Origin of the sequence: Porphyromonas levii DSM 23370 (assembly GCF_000379925.1) — a bacterium.
Classification (GTDB): Bacteria; Bacteroidota; Bacteroidia; order Bacteroidales; family Porphyromonadaceae; genus Porphyromonas_A; species Porphyromonas_A levii.
The window spans coordinates 1-13,151 of sequence record NZ_KB904279.1 but is presented as its reverse complement, the minus strand read 5'-3'; the positions used below and the strand labels follow the sequence as shown (position 1 = coordinate 13,151).

20 protein-coding genes are annotated in these 13,151 nt (G+C 47.7%); all 20 read right to left on the bottom strand.

Annotation, left to right across the window (positions count from 1 at the left end; all coding sequences use genetic code 11):
- Window positions 1-198, bottom strand: a 198-nt coding sequence (gene tnpB / locus A3GG_RS13155) for an IS66 family insertion sequence element accessory protein TnpB (protein ID WP_018358875.1), incomplete at its 3' end; no start/stop codon positions are given.
- 258 nt (window positions 199-456) lie between these two features.
- Window positions 457-726, bottom strand: coding sequence for a 30S ribosomal protein S14 (rpsN, locus tag A3GG_RS0108530; RefSeq protein ID WP_026215729.1), 270 nt, complete (start codon window positions 724-726; stop codon window positions 457-459).
- Window positions 727-742: 16 nt separating this feature from the next.
- Window positions 743-1,294: a 50S ribosomal protein L5 gene (rplE, locus tag A3GG_RS0108525; protein WP_018358873.1), complete on the bottom strand. Its 552-nt coding sequence runs from the start codon at window positions 1,292-1,294 to the stop codon at window positions 743-745.
- 24 nt (window positions 1,295-1,318) lie between these two features.
- Window positions 1,319-1,639: a 50S ribosomal protein L24 gene (rplX, locus tag A3GG_RS0108520; RefSeq protein ID WP_018358872.1), complete on the bottom strand. Its 321-nt coding sequence runs from the start codon at window positions 1,637-1,639 to the stop codon at window positions 1,319-1,321.
- Window positions 1,640-1,664: 25 nt separating this feature from the next.
- The gene (gene rplN, locus A3GG_RS0108515) at window positions 1,665-2,030 is read right to left on the bottom strand and encodes a 50S ribosomal protein L14 (protein ID WP_018358871.1); all 366 of its coding nucleotides are present in this window, start codon (window positions 2,028-2,030) and stop codon (window positions 1,665-1,667) included.
- Between the two features lie 30 nt (window positions 2,031-2,060).
- Entirely contained in the window at window positions 2,061-2,318 is a 258-nt protein-coding gene (rpsQ, locus tag A3GG_RS0108510; protein ID WP_018358870.1) for a 30S ribosomal protein S17, read from the bottom strand.
- Window positions 2,319-2,333: 15 nt separating this feature from the next.
- A complete protein-coding gene (rpmC, locus tag A3GG_RS0108505) occupies window positions 2,334-2,531 on the bottom strand; it encodes a 50S ribosomal protein L29 (protein WP_018358869.1) in 198 nt (65 codons plus the stop codon).
- Between the two features lie 28 nt (window positions 2,532-2,559).
- Complete coding sequence (rplP, locus tag A3GG_RS0108500) at window positions 2,560-2,979, bottom strand: 50S ribosomal protein L16 (protein ID WP_018358868.1); 420 nt, start codon at window positions 2,977-2,979, stop codon at window positions 2,560-2,562.
- Between the two features lie 39 nt (window positions 2,980-3,018).
- Window positions 3,019-3,789, bottom strand: coding sequence for a 30S ribosomal protein S3 (gene rpsC, locus A3GG_RS0108495; protein ID WP_018358867.1), 771 nt, complete (start codon window positions 3,787-3,789; stop codon window positions 3,019-3,021).
- Window positions 3,790-3,815: 26 nt separating this feature from the next.
- Window positions 3,816-4,223 carry a 50S ribosomal protein L22 gene (rplV, locus tag A3GG_RS0108490; RefSeq protein WP_018358866.1) on the bottom strand — a complete coding sequence of 136 codons (408 nt, stop codon included), beginning with the start codon at window positions 4,221-4,223 and terminating at the stop codon, window positions 3,816-3,818.
- 40 nt (window positions 4,224-4,263) lie between these two features.
- On the bottom strand, window positions 4,264-4,530 hold the full coding sequence (rpsS, locus tag A3GG_RS0108485; RefSeq protein ID WP_018358865.1) for a 30S ribosomal protein S19: 267 nt from the start codon (window positions 4,528-4,530) through the stop codon (window positions 4,264-4,266).
- 45 nt (window positions 4,531-4,575) lie between these two features.
- Window positions 4,576-5,409 (bottom strand): 50S ribosomal protein L2, encoded by an 834-nt coding sequence (gene rplB, locus A3GG_RS0108480; protein WP_018358864.1) that lies wholly within the window; start codon window positions 5,407-5,409, stop codon window positions 4,576-4,578.
- Between the two features lie 6 nt (window positions 5,410-5,415).
- A complete protein-coding gene (gene rplW / locus A3GG_RS0108475; protein ID WP_018358863.1) occupies window positions 5,416-5,712 on the bottom strand; it encodes a 50S ribosomal protein L23 in 297 nt (98 codons plus the stop codon).
- A 27-nt stretch (window positions 5,713-5,739) separates the two neighbouring features.
- Window positions 5,740-6,372, bottom strand: coding sequence for a 50S ribosomal protein L4 (gene rplD, locus A3GG_RS0108470; RefSeq protein WP_018358862.1), 633 nt, complete (start codon window positions 6,370-6,372; stop codon window positions 5,740-5,742).
- Between the two features lie 5 nt (window positions 6,373-6,377).
- Window positions 6,378-6,995, bottom strand: a complete 618-nt coding sequence (gene rplC, locus A3GG_RS0108465) for a 50S ribosomal protein L3 (protein ID WP_026215728.1) — start codon at window positions 6,993-6,995, stop codon at window positions 6,378-6,380.
- Window positions 6,996-7,049: 54 nt separating this feature from the next.
- Entirely contained in the window at window positions 7,050-7,361 is a 312-nt protein-coding gene (gene rpsJ, locus A3GG_RS0108460; RefSeq protein WP_018358860.1) for a 30S ribosomal protein S10, read from the bottom strand.
- Window positions 7,362-7,389: 28 nt separating this feature from the next.
- Entirely contained in the window at window positions 7,390-9,513 is a 2,124-nt protein-coding gene (fusA, locus tag A3GG_RS0108455; protein ID WP_018358859.1) for an elongation factor G, read from the bottom strand.
- A gap of 31 nt (window positions 9,514-9,544) precedes the next feature.
- Window positions 9,545-10,021, bottom strand: coding sequence for a 30S ribosomal protein S7 (rpsG, locus tag A3GG_RS0108450; RefSeq protein WP_018358858.1), 477 nt, complete (start codon window positions 10,019-10,021; stop codon window positions 9,545-9,547).
- 533 nt (window positions 10,022-10,554) lie between these two features.
- Window positions 10,555-10,968 (bottom strand): 30S ribosomal protein S12, encoded by a 414-nt coding sequence (gene rpsL / locus A3GG_RS0108445; protein WP_018358857.1) that lies wholly within the window; start codon window positions 10,966-10,968, stop codon window positions 10,555-10,557.
- A gap of 261 nt (window positions 10,969-11,229) precedes the next feature.
- Window positions 11,230-13,023, bottom strand: a complete 1,794-nt coding sequence (locus tag A3GG_RS12180) for a hypothetical protein (protein WP_018358856.1) — start codon at window positions 13,021-13,023, stop codon at window positions 11,230-11,232.
- Window positions 13,024-13,151 lie beyond the last annotated feature (128 nt).

Below are 13,151 nucleotides of genomic sequence, written 5' to 3'. Positions count from 1 at the left end.
GTAAATCACATACCCGCCCCGTTCCCAGTGGAGCAATTTCATCGTAGTCCTCGACCTATTGATAAACACAAACACATCCCCCTCTAAAGGATTGCGACCATCTCTAAGAATGATCCCCTCCAAACCTCCAAACCCTTTCCTCAAGTCAACGCCACTAATAAACAGGAAAAAGCAATTGCTTTCATTTAGATTAAACATAAATCGTAGTCATCTAATAACTGAACAACTTCCAACCGCAAAGATGACTATAATAATAAACCGACACAATACGCCCGTTTTGGGAGAGTTACTAATAAACCGACACAATACGCCCGTTTTGGGAGAGTTACTTTGGGAGTGTTACAAAATGGCTACGCCAAGCACCTATATAATTAGGCACTTGGCGTAGCCATTACGGTAAGGAGCTATACCCATTCCGTATAGCTCCCACCTGTAACCGTCACTCTTAACTGGGAATTACCAGCTAGCCTTCTTGACACCAGGGATAAGACCCTTAGATGCCATCTCGCGGAACTGGATCCTGGAGACACCGAAGAGCCTGATGAAGCCCTTTGGACGACCAGTGATACTGCAACGATTGTGGAGACGCACTGGGCTGGCATTCTTAGGAAGCTTCTGAAGACCTTCGTAGTCTCCCTCTGCCTTAAGCTGCTCACGCTTTGCTGCGTACTTAGCTACCAACTTGGCTCTCTTGCGCTCGCGCGCTTTCATTGATTCTTTTGCCATATCGCTATTTCCTTCCTTAGTTTTCGTTCTTCTTGAAAGGGATACCGAACTCCTTTAGGAGTGCGAAGCCCTCTTCGTCGGTCTGGGCAGTAGTCACAAAAGTGATGTTCATACCCATGATCTTGCTGACGCTATCAAGATTGATCTCTGGGAAGATGATCTGCTCGGTGATGCCAAGGGTATAATTACCACGGCCATCAAGGCGACTCTCTACACCCTTGAAGTCACGAATACGTGGTAGGGCGATACGGATTAGCCTCTCAAGGAACTCATACATCTTCTCTCTCCTGAGGGTCACCATCACACCGATAGGGTTACCCTTACGGAGCTTGAAATTGGAGATATCCTTCTTGGAGTAAGTAACTACTGGCTTCTGACCAGTAATAAGTGCGAGCTCACCCTGTGCAATCTCGATCAGCTTCTTATCAGCGGTAGCTGCACCAAGACCCTGATTGATCACAATCTTGGTAAGGGCAGGCACCTGCATTATGCTGCTGTAGCCAAACTGCTTCATCAGCAGGGGCACAATGCGCTCGCTATAGTCTTTCTTCAAATTATCTGTAGCCATCTCAAATCAGCTATTTCGCATTAATTACTTCAGTAGCTCGCCTGACTTCTTGGAGTAGCGCTCTAGCTTGCCCTCCTCATTGCGGCGACGACCTACCCTTGTAGGAGCCCCAGTCTTGGGATCTACAGGGTTGAGGTTGGAGATATGGATAGATCCCTCGGTGTGTACCATACCACCCTGTGGGTGCTGTGCGCTTGGCTTGGTACGCTTAGTGATCATATTGAGGCCTTCTACTAGTGCACGGTTCTTCTTGGTATCCACGAAGAGTACGCGACCAGTCTTGCCCTTGTCATTACCCGCATTTACAAATACGGTATCGCCCTTCTTTATATGAAACTTTGCCATAATTCGTATGTCCTTTCCTTATAAATTAGAGCACCTCAGGTGCAAGTGAGACAACCTTCATATTCACGGCACGGATCTCACGAGCTACTGGACCGAAGATACGGGTAGCACGGATATCACCTGCATTATTGAGCAACACACATGCGTTGTCATCGAAACGGATGTATGAGCCATCAGCACGACGGATCTCTTTCCTAGTCCTAACGATAAGTGCCTTAGACACTGTGCCCTTCTTTACATCGCTACCTGGGATAGCACTCTTGACGGTCACAACGATCACATCACCGATCGAAGCATACCTGCGACGAGTACCGCCTAGTACACGGATGCAGAGCACCTCCTTGGCGCCGCTGTTATCAGCTACAGACAGTCTTGACTCTTGTTGTATCATAATAGATTACTCTACAAATCTGCTAAAAAATTACTTCGCTCTCTCCACGATCTGGATAACTCTCCAGCGCTTGGTACGGCTTAGTGGGCGGGTCTCCATGATCCTAACGGTGTCACCTTCGTTACACTCGTTATTCTCATCATGAGCATGGAACTTCTTAGTCTTATTCACGAACTTACCGTAGATAGGATGCTTCTCCTTCCACTTTACAGCTACTGTGACAGACTTGTCCATCTTATTGCTGGATACGACGCCCTGTCTTACCTTCCTTAAACTTCTCTTTTCCATCTCTTAGAGCGACTCTTATTCGTTAATACCTGCCTTCTCGTTGAGGATCGTATGGAGACGAGCAACCAGCTTGCGCTGATCATTCAGGGTAGATGGCTTGTCCAGTGGGCTAACCTTGTGCTGTAGCGCCATTCTCTGATACTTCACCGTCTCAGTCTCAATTCTCTCCTTCAGCTCCTGCACCGAGAGGTCTCTTAGTTCATTATTCTTCATAATCTAAAAAATCTATCTGGTACAGAAATTAAAACTCGTAATCTCGGCGAACCACAAACTTGGTGGTCACAGGAAGCTTCTGAGCTGCTAGGCGGAGTGCCTCCTTAGCAATCTCATAACTAACGCCTTCTACCTCGAATAGCATACGACCTGGGGTCACTGGAGCTACGAAGCCCTCTGGATTACCCTTACCCTTACCCATACGTACCTCTGCTGGCTTAGCAGTGATAGGCTTATCAGGGAAGATGCGCACCCATACCTGACCCTGACGCTGCATGTATCTCGTTACTGCGATACGTGCCGCCTCGATTTGGCGACCAGTAATCCAGCAAGATTGAAGCGACTTGATGCCGAAAGAGCCAAAAGCAAGCTGATTGCCACGGTGTGCATCACCCTTCATGCGACCCTTTTGCTGCCTTCTAAACTTGGTCTTCTTTGGTTGTAACATATCTTATGTCCTTTCTTCTGTTTAAAACTTAGTGGAGGATTAGCGATCGTTGTTGCGACGGTCGTTGCGACGATCACGTCCACCGCGACCACCACGTCCACCACGATTACCACGATTACCACCATCACGGCGACCACCACGATTGTCCCTCTGCTGTGTGAAGTCAGGTGCAAGGTCACGCTTGCCATAAACCTCACCAAGGCACACCCATACCTTTACACCGATAGCACCTACCTTGGTACGAGCCTCTTCTAGTGCATAGTCGATATCAGCACGGAGTGTGTGCAATGGCGTGCGGCCCTCCTTAAACATTTCGCTACGAGCCATCTCAGCGCCATTGAGCCTACCGCTCAACTGCACCTTGATACCCTCAGCACCAGAGCGCATTGCATTACCTACAGCCTGCTTTACAGCACGACGATAGTTCATACGACCTTCGAGCTGGCGTGCGATACTCTCTGCTACGATTCGAGCGTCGATATCAGGACGACGGATTTCGAAGATATTGATCTGTACTTCCTTGTCGGTAAAGCGCTTTAGCTCGGCACGTAGCTTATCAACTTCTGAACCACCGCGACCAATGATATGACCAGGGCGAGCAGTACATACAGTGATAGTCACGAGCTTGAGTGTGCGCTCGATTACGATCTTAGAAACGCTTGCACGTGAGAGGCGAGCCTCTAGATATGTCCGAAGCTTGTGATCCTCTAGGAGGGTATCGGCAAGCTCACTTTTCTTACCGAACCAGTTGGAGTCCCAACCCCTAACGATTCCTAAGCGATTGCTTATTGGATTAGTCTTTTGTCCCATCTACAAATTATATGCTTAGAATGTGCTTAATTCTCCTCCCTGCTAGGAAGTGTATCAACAAAAATTGTCAGGTGGTTACTCCTCTTACGGATACGTGTACCACGTCCTTGTGCCCTTGGACGAAGACGCTTGAGCGTGATGCTCTCGTCAACGAAAATCTTAGACACATATAGCTCGCCTTCCTCTGCCTGACGAGCATTCTTCTGCTCCCAGTTAGAGATTGCACTCCTAAGGAGCTTCTCAACTGAGTCTGCAGCCTGCTTGCTTGAATACCTGAGTACGCCAAGTGCCTTATTCACCTCCATACCACGTACCATATCCGCTACCAAACGCATCTTACGTGGAGAGGAAGGGATATTGACAAGCCTAGCAAAGTACTGAGTACTGCGAGCCTCCTTGCGTTGCTCAGCGGCTAGCTTCTTCCTTTTACCCATATTAGTTACTTTTCTAATTTATTATTGTCCCGTGGAGGGGTTACTTTCTATTACCACCGTGACCGCGGAAAGTACGTGTTGGAGCGAACTCGCCCAACTTGTGACCTACCATGTTCTCAGTTACGAATACTGGGATAAACTTATTCCCATTGTGTACAGCTATAGTGTGACCTACGAAGTCTGGAGAGATCATAGATGCGCGGCTCCATGTCTTGATGACATTCTTCTTACCGCTCTCATTCATCTCAAGTACGCGCTTCTCAAGCTTTAGCTCGATGTAAGGTCCTTTCTTTAGTGAACGACTCATATCTTATTTCAGTCTATTAAGTTTGTTCAAATACTTATTACACCCTTACTTACGCTTCTTCTTGCGACCCTCAATGATATACTTTGAGGAGTGCTTCTTAGGTGCACGAGTCTTAAGACCCTTAGCATACAGGCCTGTACGGCTGCGTGGATGACCTCCAGATGCACGGCCTTCACCACCACCCATTGGGTGATCAACTGGGTTCATTACTACACCACGTACACGTGGACGACGACCCAACCAGCGGCTTCTACCAGCCTTACCGCTACGCTCTAGTGCGTGGTCTGAATTACCTACGCTACCGATAGTAGCCTTACAAGCTGCTAGGATACGGCGAACCTCACCGCTAGGCATCTTGATTACTACGTAAGTACCCTCACGAGAAGTAAGCTGAGCAAAAGAGCCTGCACTTCTCACAAGCTTAGCACCCTGACCAGGGCGAAGCTCAATATTGTGGATAACAGTACCCACAGGGATCTTACCAAGTGGAAGAGCGTTACCGATCTCAGGAGCAGCAGTCTCACCACTCATCACGGTAGCACCTACCTCAAGGCCATCAGGAGCTACAATATATGCCTTTTCACCATCAGCATAGTAAAGCAGTGCAATACGAGAAGATCTGTTTGGATCATACTCAATAGCCTTTACTGTAGCAGGAATACCATCTTTCCTTCTCTTAAAATCGATAATGCGGTACAATTTCTTGTGACCACCTCCGATATTACGTACCGTCATCTTACCGGTGTTGTTACGCCCACCAGTACTTTTCTTCGATACAGTTAGAGACTTCTCCGGTGTACTCTTAGTGATCTTATCAAATGCACCGATAATCTTATGTCTTTGCCCAGGCGTAGTGGGCTTTAATTTACGTATTCCCATTTTCTATCAAATGTTACTAAAGAAGTCTATCACCTGTCCTTCCTTAAGTGTTACGATTGCCTTCTTAAAAGCAGGTGTACGACCTTGGATAAGACCACCCTTAGTGAAGCGGCTCTTACGTTTGCCATCGTAGTTAGCAGTATTCACGCTTACCACGTTTACATCGTACATCTTCTCTACAGCCTCCTTGATCTGGGACTTGTTAGCGTTACGAACCACCTTGAAGCCATAGCGGTTAGACATCGCCTCAGTGATGTCATTCTGCTTTTCAGTAATAATTGGTTGTATTAAAATACCTCTCATACTCTTCTAATTATCTAAAGTGTCTCGTTACTCCTTACCCAATAGATCGGTAAGCATTGTGAGTGCGCTCTCTGTGAGCACAAGCTGCTTAGCGTTCATGATGTTGTAAGTACTTACATCCTCTGCCTGCATGATGCTGATGGTTGGGATGTTGCGAGAGCTCTTGAGGAGGGTCTCATTCAGACCACCTAGGAGCATCAAGCTCTTTACATCATTTAGCTGAAGAGCCTTAAGCACACCAGCAAATTGTTTAGTCTTTGGAGCCTCGAAGTTGAAGTCCTCAACAACTACAATTGCATTCTCCTGAGCCTTCAAGCTCAAAGCAGAAACACGTGCTAGGCGCTTTACCTTCTTATTTATCTTCTGCTCATAGTCACGTGGACGAGGTCCGAAGACAGTACCACCACCTCTTAGAAGAGGGCTCTTGATACTACCACGGCGAGCGCCACCAGTACCCTTCTGACGGAATAGCTTACGGGTACTATAGGCAACCTCTGCACGCTCTTTGGTCTTGTGAGTACCCTGCCTCTTATTAGCCAAATAGCGCTTCACGTCTAGGTAAATGACATGATCATTAGGCTCTACTCCGAATACAGAAGCATCAAGAGTAACCTTACGTCCGGTCTCCTGACCGTTGATGTTCAATACATTTAATTCCATGTGGCTTAAATATTAACTAATAAGATGGCACCTTTAGCTCCTGGCACACTACCCTTTACGACTAGGGCATTCTGCTCTGGGAGCACTTTCACAATTCGCAGGTTCTCCACAGTAACTCTACGGTTACCGTCCTGACCTGCCATCTTCATACCCTTAACAACCTTTGCTGGGGTAGAACAAGCACCAATAGAACCTGGTGCGCGTAGCCTATTCTTCTGACCGTGGGTAGTCTGACCTACACCACCGAAACCGTGACGCTTCACTACGCCTTGGAAACCCTTACCCTTAGAGGTACCGATAACGTCTACGTAAGTAACGTTATTGAAGATCTCCGCATTGATCACATCACCAAGCTTGTAATCCTTGTCAAAATCAGTGAACTCGGCCAAGTGTCTCTTTGGTGTTACTCCTGCCTTAGTGAAGTGACCCATTTCAGCCTTAGTTGTGTGCTTCTCCTTCTTATCTTCGAAGCCCAACTGGATAGCTGCATAGCCATCTACCTCACTAGTTTTTACCTGAGTAACCACACAAGGACCTACTTCGATAACAGTGCATGGGATGTTCTTCCCCTCGGCACTGAATACGGACGTCATTCCGACTTTCTTTCCTATTAATCCTGGCATTTCAGTCTCAACTTAATGGTTTACTATATATAACTCTCTCTATTAAACTACCTATCAGATATCAGTCTTGATCTCAATCTCTACACCGCTAGGAAGCTCTAGACGAGCTAGAGCGTCTACTGTAGATGTACCTGCATTGATAATGTCGATCAAACGCTTGTAAGTAGATAGCTGGAACTGCTCACGGCTCTTCTTATTAACGAAGGTAGAGCGGTTTACAGTAAAGATACGCTTGTGTGTAGGTAGTGGAATAGGTCCACGAACTGTCACACCGGTAGGCTCTACTGCCTTCACGATCTTCTCAGCCGACTTATCAACCAAAGCGTGGTCGTAAGACTTAATCTTGATTCTAATGACTTGATTCATATCTTAAATACAATCTTTTGTTGTCTTATTACTTTAGGAGATCTACGCGACCATCTACCTCCTCTAGTACCGCCTTAGCGTTAGAAGTACTCATCTCCTCGAAGTGGCTAAATACCATTGAGCTGGTAGCTCTACCACTAGTGATCGTACGGAGCGCAGTTACATAACCAAACATCTCTGAAAGAGGTGTCTTAGCCTTCACGATACGAGCACCACTACGGTGTGTCTCCATACCCTCTACCTGACCACGACGCTTATTAAGGTCACCGATAACATCACCCATGCTCTCCTCTGGAGTCACTACCTCTACTGCCATGATAGGCTCGAGAAGTACTGGACGTGCCTTAGCGCAACCTTCCTTGAATGCCTGGATAGCGCAGACCTCGAATGAAAGCTGGTCAGAGTCCACTGGGTGGAACGAACCATCGAGAAGAGTAACCTTCAAGCCGTCCATTGGATAGCCAGCCAAAACTCCATTCTTAAGTGCACGCTCAAAACCCTTCTGAACACTTGGGATGTACTCACGTGGAATATTACCTCCCTTAACCTCATCGATAAACTGTAGGTCACCCTCAAACTCCTTGTCCTTAGGCTCAAGGCGAACGATGATGTCAGCGAACTTACCACGACCACCAGTCTGACGCTTGTAAACCTCACGAAGCTCTACTGCCTCAGTGATAGCCTCCTTATAGCTAACCTGTGGACGACCCTGGTTACACTCAACCTTAAACTCTCGTTTTAGACGGTCGATAATAATCTCAAGGTGAAGCTCACCCATACCGCTGATAACGGTCTGACCAGTCTCCTCATTAGTCTTCACAGTAAAGGTTGGATCCTCCTCAGCTAGCTTGGAAAGACCGATACTAAGCTTATCCATATCCTTCTGAGTCTTTGGCTCTACTGCGATACCGATCACAGGATCTGGGAAGTCCATACTCTCGAGAGTAATTGGAGCTGCCTCATCACATAGAGTATCACCAGTACGGATATCCTTGAAACCTACTCCTGCGCCAATATCACCTACATTGATACGCTCCATAGGATTTTGCTTGTTAGAGTGCATCTGGAAGAGGCGGCTGATACGCTCCTTCTTCTCGCTACGGCTGTTGTATACGTAGCTACCTGCATCAAGGTGACCAGAATACACACGGAAGAAGCATAGACGACCTACATAAGGGTCGGTAGCAATCTTAAATGCGAGTGCACAAAGGTGCTCATCCTCATCCACATTACGCGTAAGCACAGTCTCAGGGTCTCTAGGATCAACACCCTCTACTGTAGGATTATCAATAGGACTAGGAAGGAAAGCACATACATCATCGAGTAGTGGCTGTACGCCCTTATTCTTGAATGAAGTACCACAAATCACAGGGTTCATCTCCATATTGATTGTACCCTTGCGGATAGCAGCACGCACCTCATCCTCAGTGATTGTACTAGGATCATCGAAGTACTTCTCCATGAGGTGCTCATCGATCTCAGCAAGACTCTCGAGCAACTTATCGCGCCACTCCTCAGCATCAGCCTTAACATCAGCAGGAATCTCCTCTACATCGTAGCGAGCACCCATCTCCTCATCATGCCAGAGAAGTGCCTTCATAGTGATAAGGTCTACCACACCTTTGAAAGTCTCCTCAGCACCGATTGGTACCTGAATTGGCACTGCATTAGCACCAAGCATCTCCCTAAGCTGGCGTACTACCTCATAGAAGTTAGCACCGCTACGGTCCATCTTATTGACGTATGCGATTCTTGGCACCTTGTACTTATCTGCCTGACGCCATACAGTCTCACTCTGTGGTTGTACACCACTAACTGCACAGAACGCAGCTACAGTACCATCGAGGACGCGAAGCGAACGCTCCACCTCCACAGTAAAGTCCACGTGACCGGGAGTGTCGATTAGGTTAATCTTATACTTATCACCCTTATACTCCCAGAAAGTAGTAGTCGCAGCACTCGTGATAGTAATACCACGCTCCTGCTCCTGCTCCATCCAGTCCATGGTAGCTGCACCATCATGCACCTCACCAATCTTGTGGGTAAGACCAGTATAGAATAGAATACGCTCAGAGGTAGTGGTCTTACCGGCATCGATGTGCGCCATGATACCGATATTACGTGTCCTCTCCAAATGTGTTGTGTTAGCCATCTTTCCTTTATCCTTTCTCTCTTAACCTAACTTAGAATCTGAAGTGTGCAAAGGCACGGTTAGCCTCTGCCATACGGTGCATATCTTCCTTACGCTTGAATGCACCACCCTGTTGGTTGTAAGCATCCATAATCTCAGCCGATAGCTTATCAGCCATTGTCTTACCGCCACGCTTACGAGCAAAGAGAATCATATTCTTCATAGAGATAGACTCCTTACGCTCTGCGCGGATCTCGGTAGGCACCTGGAAGTTTGCACCACCGATACGGCGAGTCTTCACCTCCACTTGTGGGGTGATGTTCTCGAGGGCAGCCTTCCAGATCTCTAGTGGGCTCTTCTCCTCGTTCGCCAGCTTATTCTTTACGATTTCCAGTGCCTTGTAGAAGATCTCAAAAGAGAGGTTCTTCTTACCATCATACATCATGTGGTTTACGAACTTCGTAACTGCCACATCATTATACACTGGATCAGGCAATACTTGCCTCTTCCTTGGCTTTGCTTTTCTCATATTGTACTACAAAAAAAGTATCTTGTCTTGCATCGCTCCAGCCCTTCCCTACGCAGCCATTCCTCTGCGTGTCTCTTAAAATAAGACCGTCTCGACACCAAGACCAAATCAAAACTGTTTGTGATTAACTCCCAGAGCACACACTCCTAGAGCCTTACAAATAGACAACCCACAGTACAGAACCCCTACCCCGAAGGCAGGTCACATGTGAGCCCTCTCACTTACACTTATCTTCTCCTTCACCTAGCTAGCCTACCGACCCACTCCGCCACGCCATACTAGCGTGCTACACATATATAAAATATTAGCATTGGCGACACCCTGCACACATGCAGCGCGAGTTCCAGATACTATAGTGGCACCTTGCTACACTTAGGTAGCCTTGGCTTGAAACAGGAGCGCATTACGAAGCACACTCCGCCACCATTTCATTAAGTCTAAAATTGAATCCACCTCATTCAGACCGAGCACCTCCGTGCATCATTCGGCCCAACGCCCCTTCCCCGAGGCAAGCCTCCTTCTAGATTGGCTTCTTACTTCTTCTTACCCTTAGCTGGAGCGGCTGGTGCTGCACCTGGCTTAGGACGCTTTACTCCGTACTTACTACGGCGCTGAGTACGACCATTTACACCTGCTGTATCGAGCGTACCACGCACAATGTGATAACGCACACCTGGGAGGTCCTTCACACGACCACCACGTACTAGCACGATTGAATGCTCTTGAAGATTGTGACCCTCACCTGGGATATAGGAGTTAACCTCCTTACCATTAGTGAGACGCACACGAGCCACCTTACGCATAGCCGAATTAGGCTTCTTAGGCGTAGTAGTATACACACGCACACACACACCACGGCGCTGTGGGCAGCTATCCAAAGCAGGGCTCTTGCCCTTCTCCTCAATTGTCATACGACCCTTGCGGACCAGTTGTTGAATCGTTGGCATCTTATCCTATCTTATTAAACAAATCTCTCACTTCCACGGCGATAACCCTCCGAGAGGATATAACACACCATTTCGGTTGGCAAAGGTACGATAAATTTCCATAACCTCCAAGAAAACAATCGTTTTATTTCCAAAAAGCAGCTATACCCTCAACCTTGGGTCGGGAATATAAAGGGCGACACCTGAGATTTCTATATATGTCACGTGTGTTTACGCCCTAGACTAAAGTCTTTTAATGGATAGGGGTAGATGGGTAGAGGGTCAGAGCTGAAAAGAGGCGGTAAGGAATAGCTCTCGAGGGCGCAATCGATAGCTGGAGTAAATATCAGCAGTGGAGGTGCGCACCCTATGCTCGTAGAGGTTGTTGTCCAATAGGTTGCTACACTTCAGGCGAAGCTCCCATCGTTTCATCTTGTAGGAGATATATATATCGGCAAAGAAATTGCTCGGCAGGTTTTTGTCGGAGTGGTGATACAGCTCCCCCTTGAGTCCCATTTCCAGTCGTTCTGCAGGGAAGAGATAGAGGTCTACCGAGTGCTCAAAAGAGGCGAATTGCGGATGCGACAGCAGTGGATTTTCCCTATTGATTTGCTTATTGATCTGCATCTGACTACTCAGTTCATAAGAAAATATCTTGGCAGGTTGCATAGAAATCGAGAGGATGACATTGGTATTTCGGGCTTGCCAAGGGGTCAAGACTCCTTGCTGCAGTAAATAGTAGTCCGACCACACTTGCATCCCCTTGAGCGCAACCAGCGTATGTGCCCAGTAAAAGGATCGGGCAATCTCTCCGCGCACCCAGTAGCTATCGGTATTGTACCTTATATCTGTAGGGGTTCGCCTATAGACTACTCCATCAAGGGCACTCTTATAGAGTACCTCGTTAGTCCTTCGGGTCCAGTTGCCTATAAGGGTGTAGAAGCGACCTGCGATAGGATTTTGGTACTTCCAAGACATACTGATCATATGGGACCCTCTATTTTCCAAGGCTCCGGAGTGAGCGGCAGCAACCCTGTAAGAAGTGAAAATAGGCGTGCGATAGAGCGTCATCAGTGCTTGCGGGCGCTCCGCATAGCTATAGCTGAACTGGCTCGTGATGAGTCCACTCCAATCGTATTGCCATCTCACACTGGGTTGCAATGATAGGTGCCACCCTTGCTGCGCTTCGTATCTTCGATGCATGAGGTCTACCTTCACGGTAGCATTGAGCTTGTGCCCCCATCTCTCCATATTGACCCCCGAGGAGACATATAGATTTTGCTGGAGATACCCTTCGGTCACCTCCACCTCAGGGTAGCGCACCGCAATCTCTTGCTTCCTCAGCTTATAGCCTACCCTTTGGCTCAGCGTGAAGCCCTTTACCTTGTGGTTAAATGCCACATGATTGTTGCTCTCAAAAGCCGAGATATTCAGTTTTTCGACAAATCCTCCCACCGTGAGTATCTGCCCTGGCAGATAGCTATAGGTACTTTGGGAGCCCCCCTCGATGCTATTCTCCTTGCGCAGTGGGGCGACAAACTGAAAGTCCTCGGTGATATAAAACTTCCTGATCCGCACATCCTGTGTGGTAGGCACGGCATCGAGGGTAGAGGTACCCTTGCTCTTATCTATCGCCATGCTACCGCTCAAGCGGTTATTGATATAGATCTTATCTTTATTGATCTTGTAGGTCAGCTCGCCATTGAGTCTACTCAGCTTGGAGACCACACTGCTCTCCTCCGAAAGGATTGCCCCACCCAAGTCTAAGTACGCTGTAGAGGCTCCGCTGTTGCCCCTCTGCCGATCCCATAGGTAATCGATCTGGAGCCGCACATCATTCTCCCTCTTGGTCCTCACTAAGTGGTTGATGGCAGCCATGTGCGAGTGGTTAAAGGCGGAGCGCTCCGCCTCTAGGTCAGGAGCAGGTGCCACCAGCCTGCTGAGCAGACCATCCTCCTTCTGGGCGTCGCGCGTCAGCGCAGCCAGATCCATCACCTCTCTCGATATATCCTTACCCGTGTTGTCACCCTTATACATCGAGAGGTTTTGCCTGCGACGCCCAAATACCATAGCCATTATCCTAGCCCAAGTTTGACCCCTGTCGGAGTGTAAGTGACTGTTATTATTGTTGTTGTCTTTTTTTGAAGAGTTACTGTGTACTACAAATTTTGATTTTTCTAAATGGGTGGGTTTTATAGTTTAGG

Bases quoted from the DNA above. Each gene is read 5' to 3' on its own strand.
- rpsN (WP_026215729.1), bottom strand. From the start codon at position 726: ATGGCAAAAGAATCAATGAAAGCGCGCGAGCGCAAGAGAGCCAAGTTG.
- rplE (WP_018358873.1), bottom strand. From the start codon at position 1,294: ATGGCTACAGATAATTTGAAGAAAGACTATAGCGAGCGCATTGTGCCC.
- rplX (WP_018358872.1), bottom strand. From the start codon at position 1,639: ATGGCAAAGTTTCATATAAAGAAGGGCGATACCGTATTTGTAAATGCG.
- rplN (WP_018358871.1), bottom strand. From the start codon at position 2,030: ATGATACAACAAGAGTCAAGACTGTCTGTAGCTGATAACAGCGGCGCC.
- rpsQ (WP_018358870.1), bottom strand. From the start codon at position 2,318: ATGGAAAAGAGAAGTTTAAGGAAGGTAAGACAGGGCGTCGTATCCAGC.
- rpmC (WP_018358869.1), bottom strand. From the start codon at position 2,531: ATGAAGAATAATGAACTAAGAGACCTCTCGGTGCAGGAGCTGAAGGAG.
- rplP (WP_018358868.1), bottom strand. From the start codon at position 2,979: ATGTTACAACCAAAGAAGACCAAGTTTAGAAGGCAGCAAAAGGGTCGC.
- rpsC (WP_018358867.1), bottom strand. From the start codon at position 3,789: ATGGGACAAAAGACTAATCCAATAAGCAATCGCTTAGGAATCGTTAGG.
- rplV (WP_018358866.1), bottom strand. From the start codon at position 4,223: ATGGGTAAAAGGAAGAAGCTAGCCGCTGAGCAACGCAAGGAGGCTCGC.
- rpsS (WP_018358865.1), bottom strand. From the start codon at position 4,530: ATGAGTCGTTCACTAAAGAAAGGACCTTACATCGAGCTAAAGCTTGAG.
- rplB (WP_018358864.1), bottom strand. From the start codon at position 5,409: ATGGGAATACGTAAATTAAAGCCCACTACGCCTGGGCAAAGACATAAG.
- rplW (WP_018358863.1), bottom strand. From the start codon at position 5,712: ATGAGAGGTATTTTAATACAACCAATTATTACTGAAAAGCAGAATGAC.
- rplD (WP_018358862.1), bottom strand. From the start codon at position 6,372: ATGGAATTAAATGTATTGAACATCAACGGTCAGGAGACCGGACGTAAG.
- rplC (WP_026215728.1), bottom strand. From the start codon at position 6,995: ATGCCAGGATTAATAGGAAAGAAAGTCGGAATGACGTCCGTATTCAGT.
- rpsJ (WP_018358860.1), bottom strand. From the start codon at position 7,361: ATGAATCAAGTCATTAGAATCAAGATTAAGTCTTACGACCACGCTTTG.
- fusA (WP_018358859.1), bottom strand. From the start codon at position 9,513: ATGGCTAACACAACACATTTGGAGAGGACACGTAATATCGGTATCATG.
- rpsG (WP_018358858.1), bottom strand. From the start codon at position 10,021: ATGAGAAAAGCAAAGCCAAGGAAGAGGCAAGTATTGCCTGATCCAGTG.
- rpsL (WP_018358857.1), bottom strand. From the start codon at position 10,968: ATGCCAACGATTCAACAACTGGTCCGCAAGGGTCGTATGACAATTGAG.
- A3GG_RS12180 (WP_018358856.1), bottom strand. From the start codon at position 13,023: ATGGCTATGGTATTTGGGCGTCGCAGGCAAAACCTCTCGATGTATAAG.